The following is a 15,372-nucleotide window of genomic DNA, read 5'->3' on the forward strand; positions in this document are numbered from 1 at the left end:
GCAGTTGTCGTCTTCCCTCCGCCCCGAGCGCTCCAAGTCTGGCGAGTCCGGAAATAAGCCCCGCCATTAAGGAGTCCCCCGGCGCGGCGAGGGCCGGCAGGGACGCCCCACTGATTGCTCAGGTCATCGAGGAGGCGTATTCGACGGCACCGTCAGGACCCCGGGTGGAGAGGGCCGCCTCGATTCTGCCGGAAATGACCGAGGTTAAACCCTTGCTGGAGCAGTCCTCGCGTGGGATCGAGTTCCTCGGACGATCGGCCCGGGCCGCCGCCGTTTCCCTGGAGGCGATGGGGAGCTCCACCGGAGTGCAGCGGCATCAGCACCTCTTTGACGTGTTGGCGATTCTTTCGCGTGCCCCGGAGTCCGAACGGCGTTACCTCGCCGACGAATACGAAGTGGGTTTCACGAACCTGTCCAACTTCAACCGGCATTTCCGCAATGACGCAGGCGAAACCCCCCGGGACAATCGTCAGCGGGCGCAGAACTGACGGCAGAAGCGCGGGTTCTGCACTCTCCCGCCCCCGAAGCATCCGGCTGGACACCATGGGCCGGCGATGGGCATCGGCGGTAGATTGTGGGCATGGGACAGACTTCCTCGGGCCGCCGGGATTTCCTCGCTGATCGGATCTTGGGCGTTGCCGAGTTCAGCCACGCGCATTGGTTTTTCGGCAACCTTTATGAGGTCCTCGTCAAAATCCCGCACCGCGTCGCGGCGGCGGAAGCAAGCCGTGAACTGCCCCGCTCGCCCTTTGGAGCGGGAAGCCCGGGCCGTTATTACGCACCGATCGCACCGATAAATGCTCCGGCGGCGATCGCTGCCCTCGTGGCAGGCTGGAACCATGCCGACAGCAGGCCATGGCTGCTAGTCGCTGCGGCCAGCTCGACGACGGGTGCGGCCGCCACCGCCTATCTGCTCCGGTCCATCAATCCCGACCTGTTCTTCAGCCCACAACCGCTCAGTGAGACCCGCCGTAACCCCCTGCTGAAGCGGTGGTACCGGGTCCACGCCCTCAGGCTCGCCGCCAGCGCAGTTGCCCTGGCCGCCATCCACGAGGCGCGAACACTCCGGCTCCGAAGCCGCGGATAACAGCCAGGCGCCACCGACCTGAAGGAGATCTTCATGGGCAAGCTGACAGTGACAGGTTTTTCCACTCTGGACAACGTCGCCGAGGATCCCCAGCTCTGGTTGGGCCCGTTCTTCAGCGCCGCGACCGTGGCCTATAACGAACAAGTTCTGGCCGGCGCGGATTCGATGCTGCTCGGCCGGGTCACCTATGACGGCTTCGCCGCCTCCTGGCCGGCGAGGTCGGGCGATTTCACCGCCGACACATTCAATGCCATGCCGAAGTATGTCGTGTCGACCACGCTGGACCACGCCGGCTGGAACAACAGCACGATTATCGCCGATGACATACCCGGCCAGGTCCGCGAGCTTCGCGAGCGGGAGAACGTGCTCGTATGGGGAAGCCCGACGCTGACCAAGACGCTCATGGAGGAGAACCTCGTGGACGAGTACGTCCTGCTGGTCTCCCCCATCGTGCTCGGGCGTGGCAAGAAAATGCTGCCGGAGGACGGAACCCGGCACACACTGCGGATCGTCGAACTTGAACTCCTCGAAGGCGGGATGCTGGCCCTCCGAATGGCGCCGGCAGGGTCCTAAGGAGAGCCCATCGGAGGATGCGCCTGGCTGTCGCGTTTGGGTGCCGCCCGGACGTGGGTAGCCCCCGGCGGCACGCTGTTGATCGTCGGGCACCTGCACGCTCCCGCGTCCCCGGGGCACGGGCACCGCCCACCCCGGGAAGCGACTGTCACCCTCGCGGACCTTGCCGGGGCTCTCGACACTGCCGTCTGGAGCATCACGAGTGCCGACGAGATCACGCGGACACTCCCCGTGCCCGCTGACCTTGCGCTGCCGCTGCACGACGTCGTCGTGCGTGCCACGCGGCGCAGGTGACCTGACCGTGTCCGCCGCACTGCACCCCCGGTCCCGCTCAGTCCGGCAGGCTGGCATCGACCGGGTAGGTCATGAACGCCGGCGTCTCGTACGGATGAACGGACAGTGCCGCCTTGACGACGGCGTTACGCCGGGAGCGGGGGAAGATCGCCTCGATCCGGGTTTCCGGCACCTCCTCGGAGGAACCGACGACGCCGACGGCCGGGTTCGCGCCGGGCAGCGGGGTAAAGCGCCCGGTGCCGTCGAGGCTGAACGAGCAGTGGGAGTAATTGCCCAGCCTGCCCGCCCCGGCGTCGCCAATGGCCTGCCGGACCGCGGGCGCAGCGTCGGTGGGGACGTAGATGACCAGACAATCCATGGGCTCCATGGCAGAAAGTCTGCCATGGAGCGCCTTTTCGGGGCCGCGGATTCCATCGAATTAGAATGTGGATGCTCCGGACTCGCCGAGCGGGTGCTCGCGCTCGATCTGGGCGACCTTCGGATCGTTCTCGTCGGCGCCGTAGTCGGAGTTGCGTGTGATGTCCTTCCCATCGGGGAGCTTCATTGCGCGGAAGAGAAGAGACAGGCCGGCGGCGACGATCAGGTTGATCGCAAACGCTGTGACGGCGATGTAGACCTGCGTGTCCGTGCCGGGAATGGCCGCGATGGAGCCGCCAAAGTGGGCTTTCGTGACGGGGTTGACCACGTTGTAGGCCGCGATGGTGCCGTAGGTGATTCCGGCTGCCCAGCCGCCGAAAAGCGCCCACCGGTGGAACCAGCGCGTGTAGAGCCCGGCCACGATCGCCGGAAAAGTCTGCAGGATCCAGATACCGCCGAGGAGCTGCATGTTGATTGCCGCCGACTGGTCCATGGCAATGACGAATACAAGGGCACCAAACTTCACCACGAGCGACGCGATCTTGGAGACGTGTGCCTCCTGCCGGGGTGTGGCGTCCGGCCTGATCAGATCCACGTAAATGTTGCGGGTGAACAGGTTTGCCGCTGCTATTGACATGATCGCGGCCGGGACAAGAGCACCGATGGCGATGGCGGCCAGTGCGATGCCTGCAAACCACGCCGGGAACTGATCCAAAAACAGCTGCGGCACCACCAGTTGCGGGTTGATGGCACCGTTCAGGTCGACCGGCACGGTACCGGCAAATATGGCCGCGTAGCCCAGGAGTGCCAGGAGCCCCAGCATCAACGAGTACAGCGGCAGCACGGCGGCATTCTTGCGGATCGTGTTCCTGCTCTTGGTCGCCAGGACGCCGGTGATGGAGTGCGGGTACATAAACAGCGCCAAGGCAGAGCCCAGGGCCAATGTCCAGTAGGCGGAGTAGCTGGCGGCGCCGGGGATGAACACGCCGGTGGGTTTGCCGGTAGCCGGGTTGGTTGCACCCAGTTTCGCCTCGGCGGAGTTGAAGATGGGGTCCCAGCCGCCGAACTTGATGGGCAGGTAGATGACCGCAACGATCACTGCCAGGTAGATCAAGAGATCCTTCACGACGGCGATCAGGGCCGGAGCCCGCAGGCCCGACGTATAGGTGTAGGCGGCCAGGACCACGAACGCGATGATCAGCGGCAGGTCCGTCAGCAGAACGTTCTCCGAACTGCCCAAGCCCAGCACGGTGAGGACAGCCTTGATGCCGACCAACTGCAGAGCGATGTACGGCATGGTCGCGACGATGCCGGTGATGGCGACGGCAAGGGTCAGGGACCTGCTGCCATAGCGGCCGCCAACGAAGTCGGCCGGCGTGACGAACCCGTGTCGATGCGAAACGGACCACAACCGGCTCATCAGGAGGAACACGATCGGGTACAGAACGATTGTGTACGGCACCGCGAAGAAGCCGGTCACGGCCCCGGTGGCCCACATCGCAGCGGGAACGGCAACGAAGGTATAGGCCGTATACAGGTCACCGCCAAGAAGGAACCAGGTCACCCAGGTTCCAAACCCGCGGCCACCGAGGCCCCACTCATCGAGGCTGTGCAGCCCCGTCTCCTCGCCCCGGCGCCACCGCGCGGCCACAAACCCCAAAACGGCCACCAGGACGAACAAAATAATCACAATAGTGAGGGCCACGACGTTGACGGGCCGGTCCGGAGCGGCCAGCGGAAGGGCCATCCCGCTCATCGCTCCTCCCCGGGACTGGTCACACCGCGCACCGATTCGCGCCGGCGGCGATCTTCCTTGATGACTAGCCAGTAGGAGACCCCGACCAGGGCCGAGGTGATCGGAATCCACATCATCTGGTACCAGTAGAAGAACGGCATCCCCGCCCAGCGCGGCTCATCGACCGAATACGCGGGCACAAACAGCGGAACCACAATGGCGATGGTCAACAGGATTCCGGTGATGACATATGGACCGGATCTGGCCGGCCCGCGTGTCGGCACATCGGGACTGGACATCGACGCCTCCTCATCGAGACGGCCCCGGAGCGGGAAGGCTTCCCGGAAGGTGCCGGGACCTGCAGACCGCATGTCGTAACGGTCTTTACAGAACAGAATAGACACCGGCCTTCGTCTCCGACAGGGCCGGAGCGCCTCGGCGGAACGCCGAGCGGCACGAACGGGGATGCGTGCGCCGGGTCCCGGGTGCAGGCACTGGCCTATCATGGGGATCACTGGAACGGAACCTAAGCGGGAGGCCGCTTGGCATGATCAGCGAACGCGAACGCAACGGGGCGCCGACGGAGAATGTTGCGCTGGTGACCGGTGCGAGCCGGGGTGTCGGCCGGGGCATCGCCCTTGGCCTCCTGGCCGCCGGGTTCCGGGTTTACGGCTCAGGCCGCTCGATCGATCAGGCGGACCTGCCGCGGGGAATACGGCGGCTGCGCTGCGACCATCTCAAAGACGATCAGACGGCGCGCGTTTTTGAAACGATCCGGTCCGAATGCGGCCGCCTCGATCTGCTCGTAAATTGCGCCTGGGGCGGCTACGAGAAAATGGTTGAAGGTGGCGTGTTCACGTGGCCAGCGCCGTTCTGGGATCAGCCGCCGCATCGCTGGACCGGCATGATGGACGCAGGAGTACGCGCGGCCTTTGTGTGCTCGGCGCACGCGGCGCGCATGATGACCCCGCGGGGCCGCGGCGTCATCGTCCACATCAGCTTCTGGTCGGCGCAGCGCCACCTCGGCAACACGATCTACGGCGTCGCCAAAGCCGCCACAGACAAGATGACCTCCGACATGGCTGTGGAGCTAAAGCAGTTCGCCGTCCCGGTAATCTCGCTTTACCCCGGCTTGGTTCGAACAGAGGCGGTCCTCGCCGCCGCCAAAAGTGGCGGCTTCGACCTCTCGACCAGCGAAAGCCCCGAGTTCATCGGCCGCGTGATCAATGCGCTGTTCCACGACGCGAACCTGATGGCACGGACAGGCCAGGTGCTTGTCGCCGCCGCAGTTGCCAAGGAGCTCGGTGTACTGGACATCGACGGAAGTTCGCCGCCCGCGCTTACCCTCGCGGACCTCGGTTTAGAGGGGTAAGCCCGGGGGCAGCTAGCTACCTCCGCCGGCTCATCGAGGCACGCAACCGACACCTGACCGCGGGTCCGCAACCCAGATAGGGATAGCGGATGGATTTCGCGGACCTGGTGATCCGTCCCGCTCCTGCGGCCCAGGGTGTCCATGAACAAATTGCAATGCCATGCAACACTGGTCGCATGCTGGCGTTCACCATGTTCACCTCAAACGAGTTTTCCGACGCCGAGGTTCTCTCGTTGTACGAATCTGTGGGGTGGGCCGCCTATACCCGGGATCCAGAACTGCTCACCAGGGCGATCCGGAGTTCCTCGTTTGTCGTGACGGCCCGGAATGCGGATGGTGAGCTTGTCGGCCTCGCGCGACGTCAGCGGTCCTGGTCGCTTCGATAAGCCCTGAGTGCGTCTTCTCTGATCCACTTTCGGGTCAGGAAAGCGTCCAGAACGCAAGAAACACCGAGGATCGCCCAGGAGGTCCAAACTGGCGCAAGGCCGGCAATCACCAAGACCCCGACAGCAACAACGAGGCCGACGGAAACGTAGCCATAAAACCGGCGTGTAAGCGTTGCGAATCGTGCCTCTTGCGTTTCGCGAAAGTAGTTCAGCATCAGTGCCCCAAGGTTCGAATTGGAGCCTACAGCACTGGCTGCGCCAATCCCCCGGCCGCGGACTTGCTAGCATGTGGGCGGGGTGGTTCAGGCTGAAATCGTTTGCACAAGACACGAAACAAGGGGACACCGCGTCTACCGGCACGGGATCAGCAAACCTGCCCGGAAACCGGCCTGCAGAACCGACGACGACGAGCCCCGCTGCCCCGGCGGCCCGGCGGACCGGGCCGGGATCGGCAGCCGCCCGCCGTGCCGCGGCGGATGCCGGCACCGCCGTCGGCGCCTATCTTGTGGCCTGGGCCTGGCTCGGCGCTGCGGTCTTCTCGGATCCTGTCCCCTGGCTCCTTGCCCTGGCGGCCGGGGCCGCGGTGATCACCCGGGCCGCCGGCTCCGTTCTGCGACGGAAACCCCGTTTTTCCACCCCCGCGGACCGCGTCACCCTCGGCAGGGCCGGCATCGTGGCCTGCTGTGCCGCCGTAACGGTGCTGGGGTTGATCGCCGGAGCCGGAACCGGAGCCGGACCAAGCCTTCTGGTGGTGGTCCTGGGCACGGCCGCGCTCCTGCTCGATGCCGTGGACGGACGGGTGGCCCGGCACACGGGTTGTGCCACGGCCGAGGGTTCGCGTCTGGATTCGGATACGGACGCCGCGCTGGTCCTGGTCCTGTCCTGCGCGGCCGCGGGAAAGTGCGGCCTGTGGCCCCTGGGCATCGGCCTGATGTACTACGCGTTCCTCGCAGCGGCCTGGTTCCGGCCGTCCCTGAAGAACCCGCTGCCGTCCAGCACCGTCCGCAGGGTCATCGGAGCCACCCAGCCGGCGGCCCTGCTGTTCGCCCTGCTGCCGGTGGTGCCTCCGCCGCTGGGAGGCATGGTGCTTGGCCCGGCGCTTGGGCTGCTGGCCTTTTCATTCGGGCGGGACGTGGTCAAGCTGGAACACCTCCGGGCAAGCCGCGCTTCGGCCGCCGGCTCCCCCACCACACGCGCCGGTTCTCCCGCGGAAACCTAACGCGGTGCGGGTCTCGGCGCCAGGTCCATCGTCGCCGGGCCCTGGATGACGGTGCCGTTGGCAGCAAACCGCGAGCCGTGGCAGGGGCAGTCCCACGTCGAATCGTCCGCATTGAACGCGACCGTGCAGCCCAGATGCGTGCAGATGGCCGAGACGGCGAGGAGGTCCCCGGCAGCGTCAGCGTAGACGGCGGTCATTTCGCCGTCGATCTCAACGACGGTGCCTTCACCGGGCCGCAGCCCGGCGACAGCCGGTTGGTCCGGCAGCTGGGATTTTGGCGGCTGGTCCGGTTGCTGCCGCACGCCGCCGGCGTGGCCGGCGGAAGGGCGGTTGGTATCGAATACCGCCGACCACGGGTTGTGACGGCCCGACAGGATGTCGGCCAGGATCAGGGCGGCAGCGGTGCCGTTGGTCAGGCCCCATTTGCGCAGGCCGGTGATCACATGAAGGTGCGCCGCCGTCGGAGTCAAAGTCCCGGCATAGGGCAACCCGTCGACGGGCATGTTGTCCTGCGTGGACCAGCGGAAGCTGGTCTCCCCGGTGCCGAGGCGTTCCCGGGAGAAAGCCGCGAGGCGGCGGTACCGCTCGGCGGCATCGCCGGCCTCGGCGGCACGGTGCCCCTCGCCGCCGGCGAGAACGAAACGGGAGCCCCCGATATCGATCGCCAGGATGGAGCGCATCGGCTCGTCGACGCTGATGAAGGTCCCGTCCAGGGGCACTGCAGGCGCCAGGCTGGCAACCACGTAGGAACGGTGCAGGTAGCAGCGTTCGGCAAACAGGCCGGCGTCACCAACGGGGACGTTGGTGGCAATGATCACCTCGCGTGCCCGGATGGTGCCGCTCCCGGTCCCGACGACGGCGGGCACCCCGTCGCGGACCGAGGTGACGCGCGAGTCCTCGAATACGTGGCTTCCGTTCCCGTCCACGGCGCGGGCGAGGCCCTGGAGGTACCTCACCGCGTGAAGCTGTGCCTGCCCGTCGAATCGGACTGCGCCCCGGACGTCGAACGGCAGCGGCACGTCGGAGGTAAAGACGGCTGGCAGTCCGAGCCGCCCAGCCAGGGCCGCCTCGTCGCGGACCCGGGCGAGGGCGTCCTCGGATTCTGCGTAGGTGTAGTTGGATACCCTGCGGAAGTCGCAGTCGATGCCTTCCTCCGCCACAACACGCGCGACGTGTTCGATGGCGGCCTGGTTGGCCTGCCCGTACGCGCGTGCGACGTCTGGTCCGTGCCGGTCCGCGAGTTCGGTGCAGGCCAGCCGGTGCAGGGAGGTGACCTTGCCGGTGGTGTGCCCAGTGACGCCGGTGCCAATGCGGGCTGCCTCCAGAACCGCGACGGTGCTGCCGGCGCGTTTGAGGGCCAGCGCCGCCGTCAGGCCAGCGATCCCTCCCCCGACGACGGCGACGTCGGCCTCAAGATCCGAGTCCAGGGAGGGATAGCGGGTGGTACCGGTTGTGGCGATCCAGAGCGAAACCTGCCGTCCTTCGAGCATCCGCGATCAGAGGCCCTCAGTCGCTTCCAGCCGGCCCGTGCGAACCGCATCGGCGAAGGCCTGGTAGTCCTTTTCATTCTGGTCCGCGTAGCGCTCGGAGAAATCGCTGATGGAGCGTTCGAACTTGTCGCTCTTGCCGAGGTAGGACGCGATCGCGATAGGGTCCCCGGACCGGGCGTGCGCCCGCGCCAGCGTCCAGCCGCAGGCGTCGGCATAGAAGGTCATGCCGAGCGGTTTCATTCCTTCCACCACGGCGGAGCCCTTCATGTCACGCAGCTGGCGCCAGTAGAGGTACCGGTTGTCCTGCACGCCTTTGGTCCAGCCCAGGAAGATGTCGCTCGCGGCCTGCATCATCCGCTGCCCCCGCACCACGCGCTCGCCCGGCTGCTTGAACTTGCTCTTGGGCAGGTGGTCCTCGAGCACGGACCTCGTGGCCTCCTTGACCTGGAGGAACAAAGGGTCCTCTTGATCGCGTCCCTGGAGCAGGACGATGAAGGCCCGGGTGCCGACGCTGCCGACGCCCACCACCTTGCGGGCGACGTCGATGACTTCGAATCGCTCCAGCAGGTGTCGCCGGTCATCCGGCAGTGTGGCCCGGTAGGACCGGAGCTGGTCACGAACAGCCTTCTCAGCCTCCTCGCCTGACATACCGTACGTATCTGCCAGTTCCCGGACGGGGATGACGATCGGCGGCTGACTGACAATCCGGTACTGCCCGTCGACCCGCTCGGCGAGCTTGGACAGTGCCTGAAGGCTGTCCCGGGTGTGGGCCTTCGCGACATTCGCCTTTGCCGCTTTTTCCATGCCCTGGGCAGTCTTCTTGAGGGCCTTACCCTTCTGGGTTGCGACGGCCAGGTCGATGGTCTCCATCAGCTGTTCCTCGGACAGCCGGGCGTACCAGATGTCCAGGGTGCGCATTTGCGCGAACTCGGCCATCGCCTCCCGGTAGGCCCGAACCGCCCCGAGTGTCACATCGCGCGTTTCGTCCGTGGTGTAGCCGTTGTTGCGCGCCGCGATCGTGAAGCTCGCGGCCATCCGCTTGACGTCATATTCGAACGGCCCCGGAAGGGTCTCGTCAAAATCGTTCAGGTCGAACAGCAACGTCCGCTCCGGCGAGGCGAACACGCCGAAGTTGGACAGGTGGGCGTCTCCGCACAGCTGGACGCGCAGGCCGGCCCGCGGCGTGTCCTTCAAGTCGGCGGCCATGATCTTGGCCGCGCCGCGGTAGAACGTGAAGGGTGAGGCCAGCATCCGGCCGTGGCGCACCGGCACGAGGTCCTGTTCACGGGTGAGGTTTTGTTCCTCGAGCAGTGCCACCGGATCGGGACGGTCGGACGCGGGTTTCCACCCCGTGTGGCCGGAGACCGGCGCCTCCTCCCGGTATTTCTTGCCCTTCGATTTCCGCTCCTCGACGCTTGGATGCTTGACTTTGGTCTCGGCCATGATCGGCGACCTCCCTTGAATGTCAGGAACCGCCACCGGCACTCGTTGCCTGGGTCAGTCCTGCTGAACGCGCGGACGCGCCTTGGGTCGAACTAATGCGATTCTGGCCCCGGCGCGGACAATCGTCAACGCGCTGGTGATGACTTGCCGAACCCCGCCGCCGCACCCTGAAGGCAGGTTCGCAGCGCAGTCCCATGGCTGGCCACCGGTTCATCCCGTTCGGGTGATGCCTCCCCTCACCGTGGCGGGTTACGTTGCAAGACGAGTGGGGTAAACCGCGCTCATCGCCAATTCGGCATACGACACCGAAAATCAGATGGAGACATGACCATGGCCGAAGAAGAAGCTCCCGTCCTCGCCGCCCTCGCCGACATCACCGCCGTTTCGCTCGAACGCTCCACGCTCGCTCCCCGCGAGTTGATGCTGGCCCGGATTGCGGCACTTGCGGCGGTCGACGCCCCGGGCGCCTCCTACCTGCTTAACGCCGGAACCGCCGTGGACGTCGGCATCACCCTGGAGGATATCCGCGGCGTCCTGATCGCCGTTGCACCCATCGTCGGCACTCCCCGGATCGTGGCGGCGACCACCAATCTCGTCCAGGCGCTGGGCTTTGCCCTCGAAATGGCGGAGGAAGAACTCGAAGCAGGGACCGGGGACTAGTACCCTTACCTACGAACCGCCCGTCACGGCGTCGGCAGTTCCTCGCTGCATCTGCCACGATGCCCTGATTAAAGGCGGCCCATGAACAAGAACCGGCTGGAGGCTTTCAGCGACGGTGTGCTGGCGATCGTCATCACCATCATGGTGCTGGAGCTTCACGTCCCCGCCGAACCGACCTGGCCGGCCCTGCTTCACGAGCTTCCAACGCTGCTCAGCTACCTGCTGAGCTTCATCTACGTCGGGATCTACTGGAACAACCACCACCACATGCTGCATCTGGCCGGGCGGATCAACGGTGGGGTGCTCTGGGCAAACCTGCATTTGCTGTTTTGGCTCTCCCTCATCCCCTTCACCACCCGGTGGATCAACGACACGGGCCTGGCGGAGGTACCCGTCCTCGTCTATGGGCTGGACCTGCTGTTCGCCGCCATTGCCTACTACATCCTGAAAACAACCCTGATCCGCCAGCAGGGACGCGGCGGCGCGCTGGACCGGGCCATGGGGCAGGACTGGAAGGGCAAGGGATCGCCCGCGCTCTACATCGCCGGGATGGGGCTCAGCCTCGTGAACCCGCTCCTGGGGATCGCCGCCTATTCGGTGGTCGCCGCGATCTGGCTCATCCCGGACCGGCGTGTGGAGCGGTTCATCGCGCACACCTGAATCCAGGGGCGCATGTGTGTCGCGGGGCGGCTACTGCCGGACGCGTTGAGCCAGCGAGGCGCTCACGAGCCGCAGATGCGCCGGGGCCGACGGTACGACGTGGGCCGCGTAGCCGGGGTGCTTGCCCAAGTATTTCTTGATGTAGGGACACACCGGAACGATCGTGAGTCCCGCGGCGATGGTCTCATCGAGTGCCTGTGCAGCCAGCACCCCGGCCAGCCCGCGGCCGCCATATTCCTCGTTGATCTCCGTGTGGTAGAAAATCCGCTGGCCCGCTCCGACGTCGTCCACGTAAGCGGCCTGGCCGATCACGGTGCCGGCGTCGAGCACCTCGAAACGCCTGCGCTGCGGGTTGTTGCTGATGGTGATCGTGGTCAATATGGTCTCCTTGAGCGGGCCGGATTGGCCCGGCGATCGGGCCTACGGGTGCGGGGTCGGCAGGGCTGGATGGGCTTGCCGGAATGGACAGGTCAGCCGCGGGGCCGGATGCGGGCATTCGGCAGTGCCGGGGCCGGGAGAGCGGCAGGGCCCCCGGGCGGAAACGGGCCGAACCGGAGGCCGGATGCTTCGCCGCCGGTGTCCTCAGTGCCAGCGTCCTCAGTGCCGGCGTCAGCGCCGGCGTCCTCAGGGCCGGCGTCCTCAGGGCCGGCGTCCTCAGGGCCGGCGTCCTCAGGGCCGGCGTCAGCGCCGATCTCGGACTGCCACTGGTCCCTGTACGCGACGATCTCCTCATGGCTGCGGCCGACGAAGTTCCACCACATCACGATTTTTTCGCCCAGCGGCTCTCCGCCAATGAGGAGAACGCGGGCTCCCTCGCTGCCCGCGGCCAGGGTCAGGGACTCGTGGCCGACCGGCAGGTACGCGAGGTTGTCCTTCGGGACCGGCTGCCCGTCCAGGGCAAGGTCGCCCGAGTCCACGAGCAGGCCGTGTTCGAAGGACGCATCTGTTGCCAGCGTCAGTTCCGTCCCCGCTTCGAGCAGGAGCTCGGCACCGAGCAGGGGTGTGTGGGTGGTGACGGGCGAGACGGACCCGGAGAGCGCGCCCAAGAAGACGCGCATGGTCCAGCCGTTTCCGCTGACCGGCTCCGGACGGTAATGCTCAAAGGTGGGCGCCATGTGGCGTGCCGTGTCCGGCAGCGCCACCCACAGCTGCGCGCCGTGCAGGACGGTGGTGTCCGGGGTGGAAAATTCCGAGTGGCTGATGCCGCGGCCGGCGGTCATGAGATTCACTTCACCGGGCCGCACCGCAGCGTGGAAGCCGGCCGAATCCCGGTGTTCGATCTCGCCTGTGAACAGCCAGCTGACGGTTTGAAGCCCGGTGTGCGGGTGGCGCGGGACTTTCATGCCGCCGGAATCGCCGACCTGGTCCGGGCCGTAGTGGTCCAGGAAGCACCACGCCCCAATGAGGCTGCGCTGGCGCTGCGGAAGGGTGCGCCGGACATCCATTGCGCGCGGGCCGCCCAGCGGAACCTGCCGGGGAACCAGGAGTTCGACGCCGGCGCAGGTCCCGTCCGTTTCGCAGAGGATTTCCTGGGGCGCGACTTCGGTATTGCTCATGATGACAGCCTAGCTTCGCGCGGTCCGCGGGTCAGCCTTCGGCGCACGGCCTGAACGTCCAGGACCGCGCCTCACATCCAGGCCGAACGGCGCAATGGGGGTTCTGCGCCGCCCGGGCGCTGGACCAGGACCTGGTTCACGCCCGTGATGCCAGCCTCGAAGCCGAGTGCGCTCGCGGCCATATAGAGCCGCCACACCCGGGCCCTTCCCAGCCCGGCCAAGCGCACGGCCTCGTCCCAGTGCTCCTCCAGGTTCCGCACCCACGCCCTGAGCGTCAGGGCATAGTGGGGCCGCAACGCCTCGACGTCCATGATCTCCAGTCTCGCGGATTCGAGTGCCGCGACCATTTCCGAGAGGCTGAGCATCTCGCCGTCCGGGAAAACATAGCGGGGAATGAAGGAGTCCGGGTCCGGAGGGGTGGCGCCGGCGTTCCAGGAAATCGCGTGGTTGAGCAGCCGACCCCCCGGGCGGAGCAGGCCCTGCAGGTGGGAAGAATAGTGCTGGATCTGCTCGCGCCCCACATGCTCTGACATGCCGATGGAGCTGATCGCATCGAACGGCCCGTCGTCCACGTCGCGGTAGTCCTGCACCCGGATGTCCACCCGGTCCGTGAGGCCGGCGTCCGCCGCCCGCTTGCGGGCCAGGGCCGCCTGTTCGACCGAGAGCGTCACGCCGACGACGTCGGCCCCATAGTTTTGCGCGGCATGCAGCGCCAGGCTGCCCCAACCGCATCCCACGTCCAGCACCCGCATGCCCGGCTGGAGCCCCAACTTGCGGCAGACCAGATCGAGCTTGGCTGTCTGGGCGGCATCAAGCCCGGTCTCCTCCGACTCCCAGACCGCGCACGAGTACACCATGGAGGGGCCCAGGACGAGGGCGTAAAAGTCGTTCCCGACGTCGTAATGGTGGGAGATGGCCGCGGCGTCGCGCCCCTTGGAATGCCGCCGGCCGTGCCGGCTCACGCGCGCTTCCTCCGGCGGCGGCGCCGGGTTCGTTCCGAGCGCGCCGAGCCGGACGGCTGTTTTGACCAGCGCGAACACCTCGCCGGGTGTCGGCGGCCGGAACGGGCCCGGCTCGGCGAACTTTCCCGCGGCGCTGATGGCGGCGAAGGCGGCGAAGATGTCTCCGGGGGCCTCGATATCGCCGGCCACGTAGGCGCGGCTCAGTCCAAGCTGCCCTGGGGACCACAGCATCCGTCGAAGTGCCCGCCGGGACCGGAAAACGACGACTGGAGCGTCTTCCGGGCCCGCTTCCGAGCCGTCCCATGCCTTCAGCCGCAGGGGGATGCCGTCGGTGCCAAGGATGATCGCCAGCGCGTCGGCCAGCCGTGAAGCCGCATTCGTGGATGCCGTCATGTCCAGTGCCTCAATTCCAGTGCCTCGTCTCCGGTGCTGCGGGCTGAGCCCCGCCAGTTCCAAATCTAAGGGCATGACGCGCCCGGCAACCAGAGCTTTTGTTCTGTTTCCTTGCCCATTCCCTCCCCTCTTCCCTGCCCACCGCGCCTTCCAAGGCATCGGGGGCGGGCGGCTCTGGCGCTTGGGGGTGCTGTTGCCTATGGTGTGTCCTATGTCTGAGTCTTTCTCGTCCCTCGTGGACACGTTCAAGAATGTCGGTGTGTCCCGGGCCTACGGTCCCGCCGTGAACATCGCAGGAGAAGAGATCGTCCCGGTAGCGGTGGTGTCCTTCGGCTTCGGCGGAGGCAGCAGCCCGGAAGACGGCCAGCCCGGCAGCGGCGGAAGTGGAGGCGGGGGCGGCGGCTTCGTCTTGCCCCTGGGCGTCTACGCCAAGGGCTCCTCGGGCGGCATGACGTTCCGGCCCAACACGGTCGTCGTTCTGGTGGCGCTGGCCCCTCTGGTGTGCGCCGTCGGCATGTCGATCCGCGGCATCCTTCGCACCGTCCGTTCCCACCGCTAGCACCGCGGCCGCAGGGCCAAGGATTCCCCAAGTCCGTCCGGGCATCGTTGGGTCTGGCAGCCTGGGTCTCGGGCAGCCCAGTGGTCGGGCGTCGGACGGACTTGATCGACGATGAACTTATTCAGAACTGCATGTGCAGCAAGCTTGGGTGCGGCGCTCCTGATGACGGGTTGCGGCGCTCCCCCGGCCATACCGGGCCCGACAACCACGGTGACGGCGACGGCCCCGCCGTCGGTGGTGGTCTTCGATCCGCAGACCAGCGGCAAGGTTCTGGCCGAGCGGATCAAGGCCCGCGCCAAACCCACGGACCCCGGGGTCACGATTTCCGAAGTGGAGTGCAAGAACTTCCCGGACATCAGGGTCAACACGCACACGGATTGCCAGATGGTGGTTAACGGGGTCAAACGCGGGTACCGGGCCACGTTCACCGAGCGGGACGGCCACTACGAAATTAAGGCCCAGGAGCTTACCTGGTAGGGGGCGCGGCGTAGGACATGGCGGGTTCCCGGTCGTCGTCGGCGTCGACCCAGGCCGCGAAGTCCTTCAGCGACATGAAGCAGTAGTAGTCGCAATACCGCAGGTTTTTCTTCTCCGACTTGCTCATGCAGGTAATTCGATGCGGGCGC

20 protein-coding genes are annotated in these 15,372 nt (G+C 66.5%); 11 read left to right on the forward strand and 9 right to left on the reverse strand.

Annotated features, from left to right (window positions below):
• The first annotated feature begins 194 nt into the window (after nt 1–194).
• The 4 genes from B5X90_RS01530 to B5X90_RS01545 all read left to right on the forward strand — a co-directional run bounded on the left by B5X90_RS01530 (nt 195) and on the right by B5X90_RS01545 (nt 1,954).
• A complete protein-coding gene (locus B5X90_RS01530) occupies nt 195–488 on the forward strand; it encodes a hypothetical protein (RefSeq protein ID WP_179129000.1) in 294 nt (97 codons plus the stop codon).
• Between the two features lie 92 nt (nt 489–580).
• The gene (locus tag B5X90_RS01535) at nt 581–1,087 is read left to right on the forward strand and encodes a hypothetical protein (RefSeq protein WP_143264610.1); all 507 of its coding nucleotides are present in this window, start codon (nt 581–583) and stop codon (nt 1,085–1,087) included.
• A 33-nt stretch (nt 1,088–1,120) separates the two neighbouring features.
• Entirely contained in the window at nt 1,121–1,660 is a 540-nt protein-coding gene (locus tag B5X90_RS01540; RefSeq protein ID WP_079549746.1) for a dihydrofolate reductase family protein, read from the forward strand.
• 36 nt (nt 1,661–1,696) lie between these two features.
• On the forward strand, nt 1,697–1,954 hold the full coding sequence (locus tag B5X90_RS01545; RefSeq protein WP_179129001.1) for a hypothetical protein: 258 nt from the start codon (nt 1,697–1,699) through the stop codon (nt 1,952–1,954).
• Between the two features lie 37 nt (nt 1,955–1,991).
• Here B5X90_RS01545 and B5X90_RS01550 read toward each other — a convergent pair whose 3' ends face one another.
• The 3 genes from B5X90_RS01550 to B5X90_RS01560 are packed head-to-tail and all read right to left on the reverse strand — an operon-like array spanning nt 1,992 to nt 4,345.
• Nucleotides 1,992–2,321, reverse strand: a complete 330-nt coding sequence (locus tag B5X90_RS01550; protein ID WP_079549747.1) for a hypothetical protein — start codon at nt 2,319–2,321, stop codon at nt 1,992–1,994.
• 51 nt (nt 2,322–2,372) lie between these two features.
• On the reverse strand, nt 2,373–4,067 hold the full coding sequence (gene mctP / locus B5X90_RS01555) for a monocarboxylate uptake permease MctP (protein ID WP_079549748.1): 1,695 nt from the start codon (nt 4,065–4,067) through the stop codon (nt 2,373–2,375).
• Nucleotides 4,064–4,345: a DUF3311 domain-containing protein gene (locus tag B5X90_RS01560; protein ID WP_079549749.1), complete on the reverse strand. Its 282-nt coding sequence runs from the start codon at nt 4,343–4,345 to the stop codon at nt 4,064–4,066. The genes mctP and B5X90_RS01560 overlap by 4 nt, the downstream gene beginning before the upstream one ends.
• A 248-nt stretch (nt 4,346–4,593) precedes the next feature.
• Between B5X90_RS01560 and B5X90_RS01565 the strand changes: the two genes are divergently transcribed.
• From B5X90_RS01565 to B5X90_RS01575, 3 genes are all read left to right on the forward strand, one after another.
• Nucleotides 4,594–5,418, forward strand: coding sequence for an SDR family NAD(P)-dependent oxidoreductase (locus tag B5X90_RS01565; RefSeq protein WP_079549750.1), 825 nt, complete (start codon nt 4,594–4,596; stop codon nt 5,416–5,418).
• A gap of 89 nt (nt 5,419–5,507) precedes the next feature.
• The gene (locus tag B5X90_RS21150; RefSeq protein WP_179129002.1) at nt 5,508–5,804 is read left to right on the forward strand and encodes a hypothetical protein; all 297 of its coding nucleotides are present in this window, start codon (nt 5,508–5,510) and stop codon (nt 5,802–5,804) included.
• A 286-nt stretch (nt 5,805–6,090) separates the two neighbouring features.
• A complete protein-coding gene (locus B5X90_RS01575; RefSeq protein WP_179129003.1) occupies nt 6,091–7,023 on the forward strand; it encodes a CDP-alcohol phosphatidyltransferase family protein in 933 nt (310 codons plus the stop codon).
• Here B5X90_RS01575 and B5X90_RS01580 read toward each other — a convergent pair.
• Both B5X90_RS01580 and B5X90_RS01585 read right to left on the reverse strand, forming a co-directional pair.
• A complete protein-coding gene (locus B5X90_RS01580; RefSeq protein ID WP_079549751.1) occupies nt 7,020–8,513 on the reverse strand; it encodes an FAD-dependent oxidoreductase in 1,494 nt (497 codons plus the stop codon). The genes B5X90_RS01575 and B5X90_RS01580 overlap by 4 nt on opposite strands.
• 6 nt (nt 8,514–8,519) lie before the next feature.
• Nucleotides 8,520–9,956 (reverse strand): DUF2252 domain-containing protein, encoded by a 1,437-nt coding sequence (locus tag B5X90_RS01585; RefSeq protein WP_079549752.1) that lies wholly within the window; start codon nt 9,954–9,956, stop codon nt 8,520–8,522.
• 324 nt (nt 9,957–10,280) lie between these two features.
• On the opposite strand from B5X90_RS01585, the gene B5X90_RS01590 reads away from it, so the two are divergent.
• Together B5X90_RS01590 and B5X90_RS01595 are read left to right on the forward strand one after the other, a co-directional pair.
• Nucleotides 10,281–10,616: a carboxymuconolactone decarboxylase family protein gene (locus B5X90_RS01590; protein WP_256860002.1), complete on the forward strand. Its 336-nt coding sequence runs from the start codon at nt 10,281–10,283 to the stop codon at nt 10,614–10,616.
• Nucleotides 10,617–10,697: 81 nt separating this feature from the next.
• Nucleotides 10,698–11,276 (forward strand): TMEM175 family protein, encoded by a 579-nt coding sequence (locus B5X90_RS01595; protein WP_028276784.1) that lies wholly within the window; start codon nt 10,698–10,700, stop codon nt 11,274–11,276.
• Between the two features lie 30 nt (nt 11,277–11,306).
• Here the strand turns inward: B5X90_RS01595 and B5X90_RS01600 are convergent, their stop codons facing one another.
• From B5X90_RS01600 to B5X90_RS01610, 3 genes are all read right to left on the reverse strand, one after another.
• Nucleotides 11,307–11,654: a GNAT family N-acetyltransferase gene (locus tag B5X90_RS01600; RefSeq protein WP_079549753.1), complete on the reverse strand. Its 348-nt coding sequence runs from the start codon at nt 11,652–11,654 to the stop codon at nt 11,307–11,309.
• A 92-nt stretch (nt 11,655–11,746) separates the two neighbouring features.
• Nucleotides 11,747–12,832: a pirin family protein gene (locus tag B5X90_RS01605; protein WP_079549754.1), complete on the reverse strand. Its 1,086-nt coding sequence runs from the start codon at nt 12,830–12,832 to the stop codon at nt 11,747–11,749.
• Nucleotides 12,833–12,903: 71 nt separating this feature from the next.
• Nucleotides 12,904–14,187: an SAM-dependent methyltransferase gene (locus tag B5X90_RS01610; RefSeq protein WP_079549755.1), complete on the reverse strand. Its 1,284-nt coding sequence runs from the start codon at nt 14,185–14,187 to the stop codon at nt 12,904–12,906.
• 211 nt (nt 14,188–14,398) lie between these two features.
• On the opposite strand from B5X90_RS01610, the gene B5X90_RS01615 reads away from it, so the two are divergent.
• Both B5X90_RS01615 and B5X90_RS01620 read left to right on the forward strand, forming a co-directional pair.
• Complete coding sequence (locus B5X90_RS01615) at nt 14,399–14,746, forward strand: hypothetical protein (RefSeq protein ID WP_079549756.1); 348 nt, start codon at nt 14,399–14,401, stop codon at nt 14,744–14,746.
• Between the two features lie 210 nt (nt 14,747–14,956).
• Nucleotides 14,957–15,223 carry a hypothetical protein gene (locus B5X90_RS01620; protein ID WP_079549757.1) on the forward strand — a complete coding sequence of 89 codons (267 nt, stop codon included), beginning with the start codon at nt 14,957–14,959 and terminating at the stop codon, nt 15,221–15,223.
• On the opposite strand, the gene B5X90_RS21155 is transcribed toward B5X90_RS01620, so the two are convergent.
• Entirely contained in the window at nt 15,213–15,350 is a 138-nt protein-coding gene (locus B5X90_RS21155) for a hypothetical protein (RefSeq protein WP_176803199.1), read from the reverse strand. The genes B5X90_RS01620 and B5X90_RS21155 overlap by 11 nt on opposite strands.
• Between the last annotated feature and the right edge of the window lie 22 nt (nt 15,351–15,372).

The sequence above is a fragment of the Arthrobacter sp. 49Tsu3.1M3 genome (assembly GCF_900168135.1).
Taxonomy (GTDB): domain Bacteria; phylum Actinomycetota; class Actinomycetes; order Actinomycetales; family Micrococcaceae; genus Arthrobacter.

Excerpts from the sequence above, each read along its gene's own strand:
- B5X90_RS01540 (WP_079549746.1), top strand. The coding sequence starts at position 1,121 with ATGGGCAAGCTGACAGTGACAGGTTTTTCCACTCTGGACAACGTCGCC.
- B5X90_RS01550 (WP_079549747.1), bottom strand. The coding sequence starts at position 2,321 with ATGGAGCCCATGGATTGTCTGGTCATCTACGTCCCCACCGACGCTGCG.
- B5X90_RS01595 (WP_028276784.1), top strand. The coding sequence starts at position 10,698 with ATGAACAAGAACCGGCTGGAGGCTTTCAGCGACGGTGTGCTGGCGATC.
- B5X90_RS01615 (WP_079549756.1), top strand. The coding sequence starts at position 14,399 with ATGTCTGAGTCTTTCTCGTCCCTCGTGGACACGTTCAAGAATGTCGGT.
- B5X90_RS21150 (WP_179129002.1), top strand. The coding sequence starts at position 5,508 with ATGGATTTCGCGGACCTGGTGATCCGTCCCGCTCCTGCGGCCCAGGGT.
- B5X90_RS01535 (WP_143264610.1), top strand. The coding sequence starts at position 581 with ATGGGACAGACTTCCTCGGGCCGCCGGGATTTCCTCGCTGATCGGATC.
- B5X90_RS01560 (WP_079549749.1), bottom strand. The coding sequence starts at position 4,345 with ATGTCCAGTCCCGATGTGCCGACACGCGGGCCGGCCAGATCCGGTCCA.
- B5X90_RS01610 (WP_079549755.1), bottom strand. The coding sequence starts at position 14,187 with ATGACGGCATCCACGAATGCGGCTTCACGGCTGGCCGACGCGCTGGCG.
- B5X90_RS01530 (WP_179129000.1), top strand. The coding sequence starts at position 195 with ATGACCGAGGTTAAACCCTTGCTGGAGCAGTCCTCGCGTGGGATCGAG.
- B5X90_RS01580 (WP_079549751.1), bottom strand. The coding sequence starts at position 8,513 with ATGCTCGAAGGACGGCAGGTTTCGCTCTGGATCGCCACAACCGGTACC.
- B5X90_RS01575 (WP_179129003.1), top strand. The coding sequence starts at position 6,091 with ATGTGGGCGGGGTGGTTCAGGCTGAAATCGTTTGCACAAGACACGAAA.
- B5X90_RS01605 (WP_079549754.1), bottom strand. The coding sequence starts at position 12,832 with ATGAGCAATACCGAAGTCGCGCCCCAGGAAATCCTCTGCGAAACGGAC.
- mctP (WP_079549748.1), bottom strand. The coding sequence starts at position 4,067 with ATGAGCGGGATGGCCCTTCCGCTGGCCGCTCCGGACCGGCCCGTCAAC.
- B5X90_RS01590 (WP_256860002.1), top strand. The coding sequence starts at position 10,281 with ATGACCATGGCCGAAGAAGAAGCTCCCGTCCTCGCCGCCCTCGCCGAC.
- B5X90_RS01585 (WP_079549752.1), bottom strand. The coding sequence starts at position 9,956 with ATGGCCGAGACCAAAGTCAAGCATCCAAGCGTCGAGGAGCGGAAATCG.
- B5X90_RS01565 (WP_079549750.1), top strand. The coding sequence starts at position 4,594 with ATGATCAGCGAACGCGAACGCAACGGGGCGCCGACGGAGAATGTTGCG.
- B5X90_RS21155 (WP_176803199.1), bottom strand. The coding sequence starts at position 15,350 with ATGAGCAAGTCGGAGAAGAAAAACCTGCGGTATTGCGACTACTACTGC.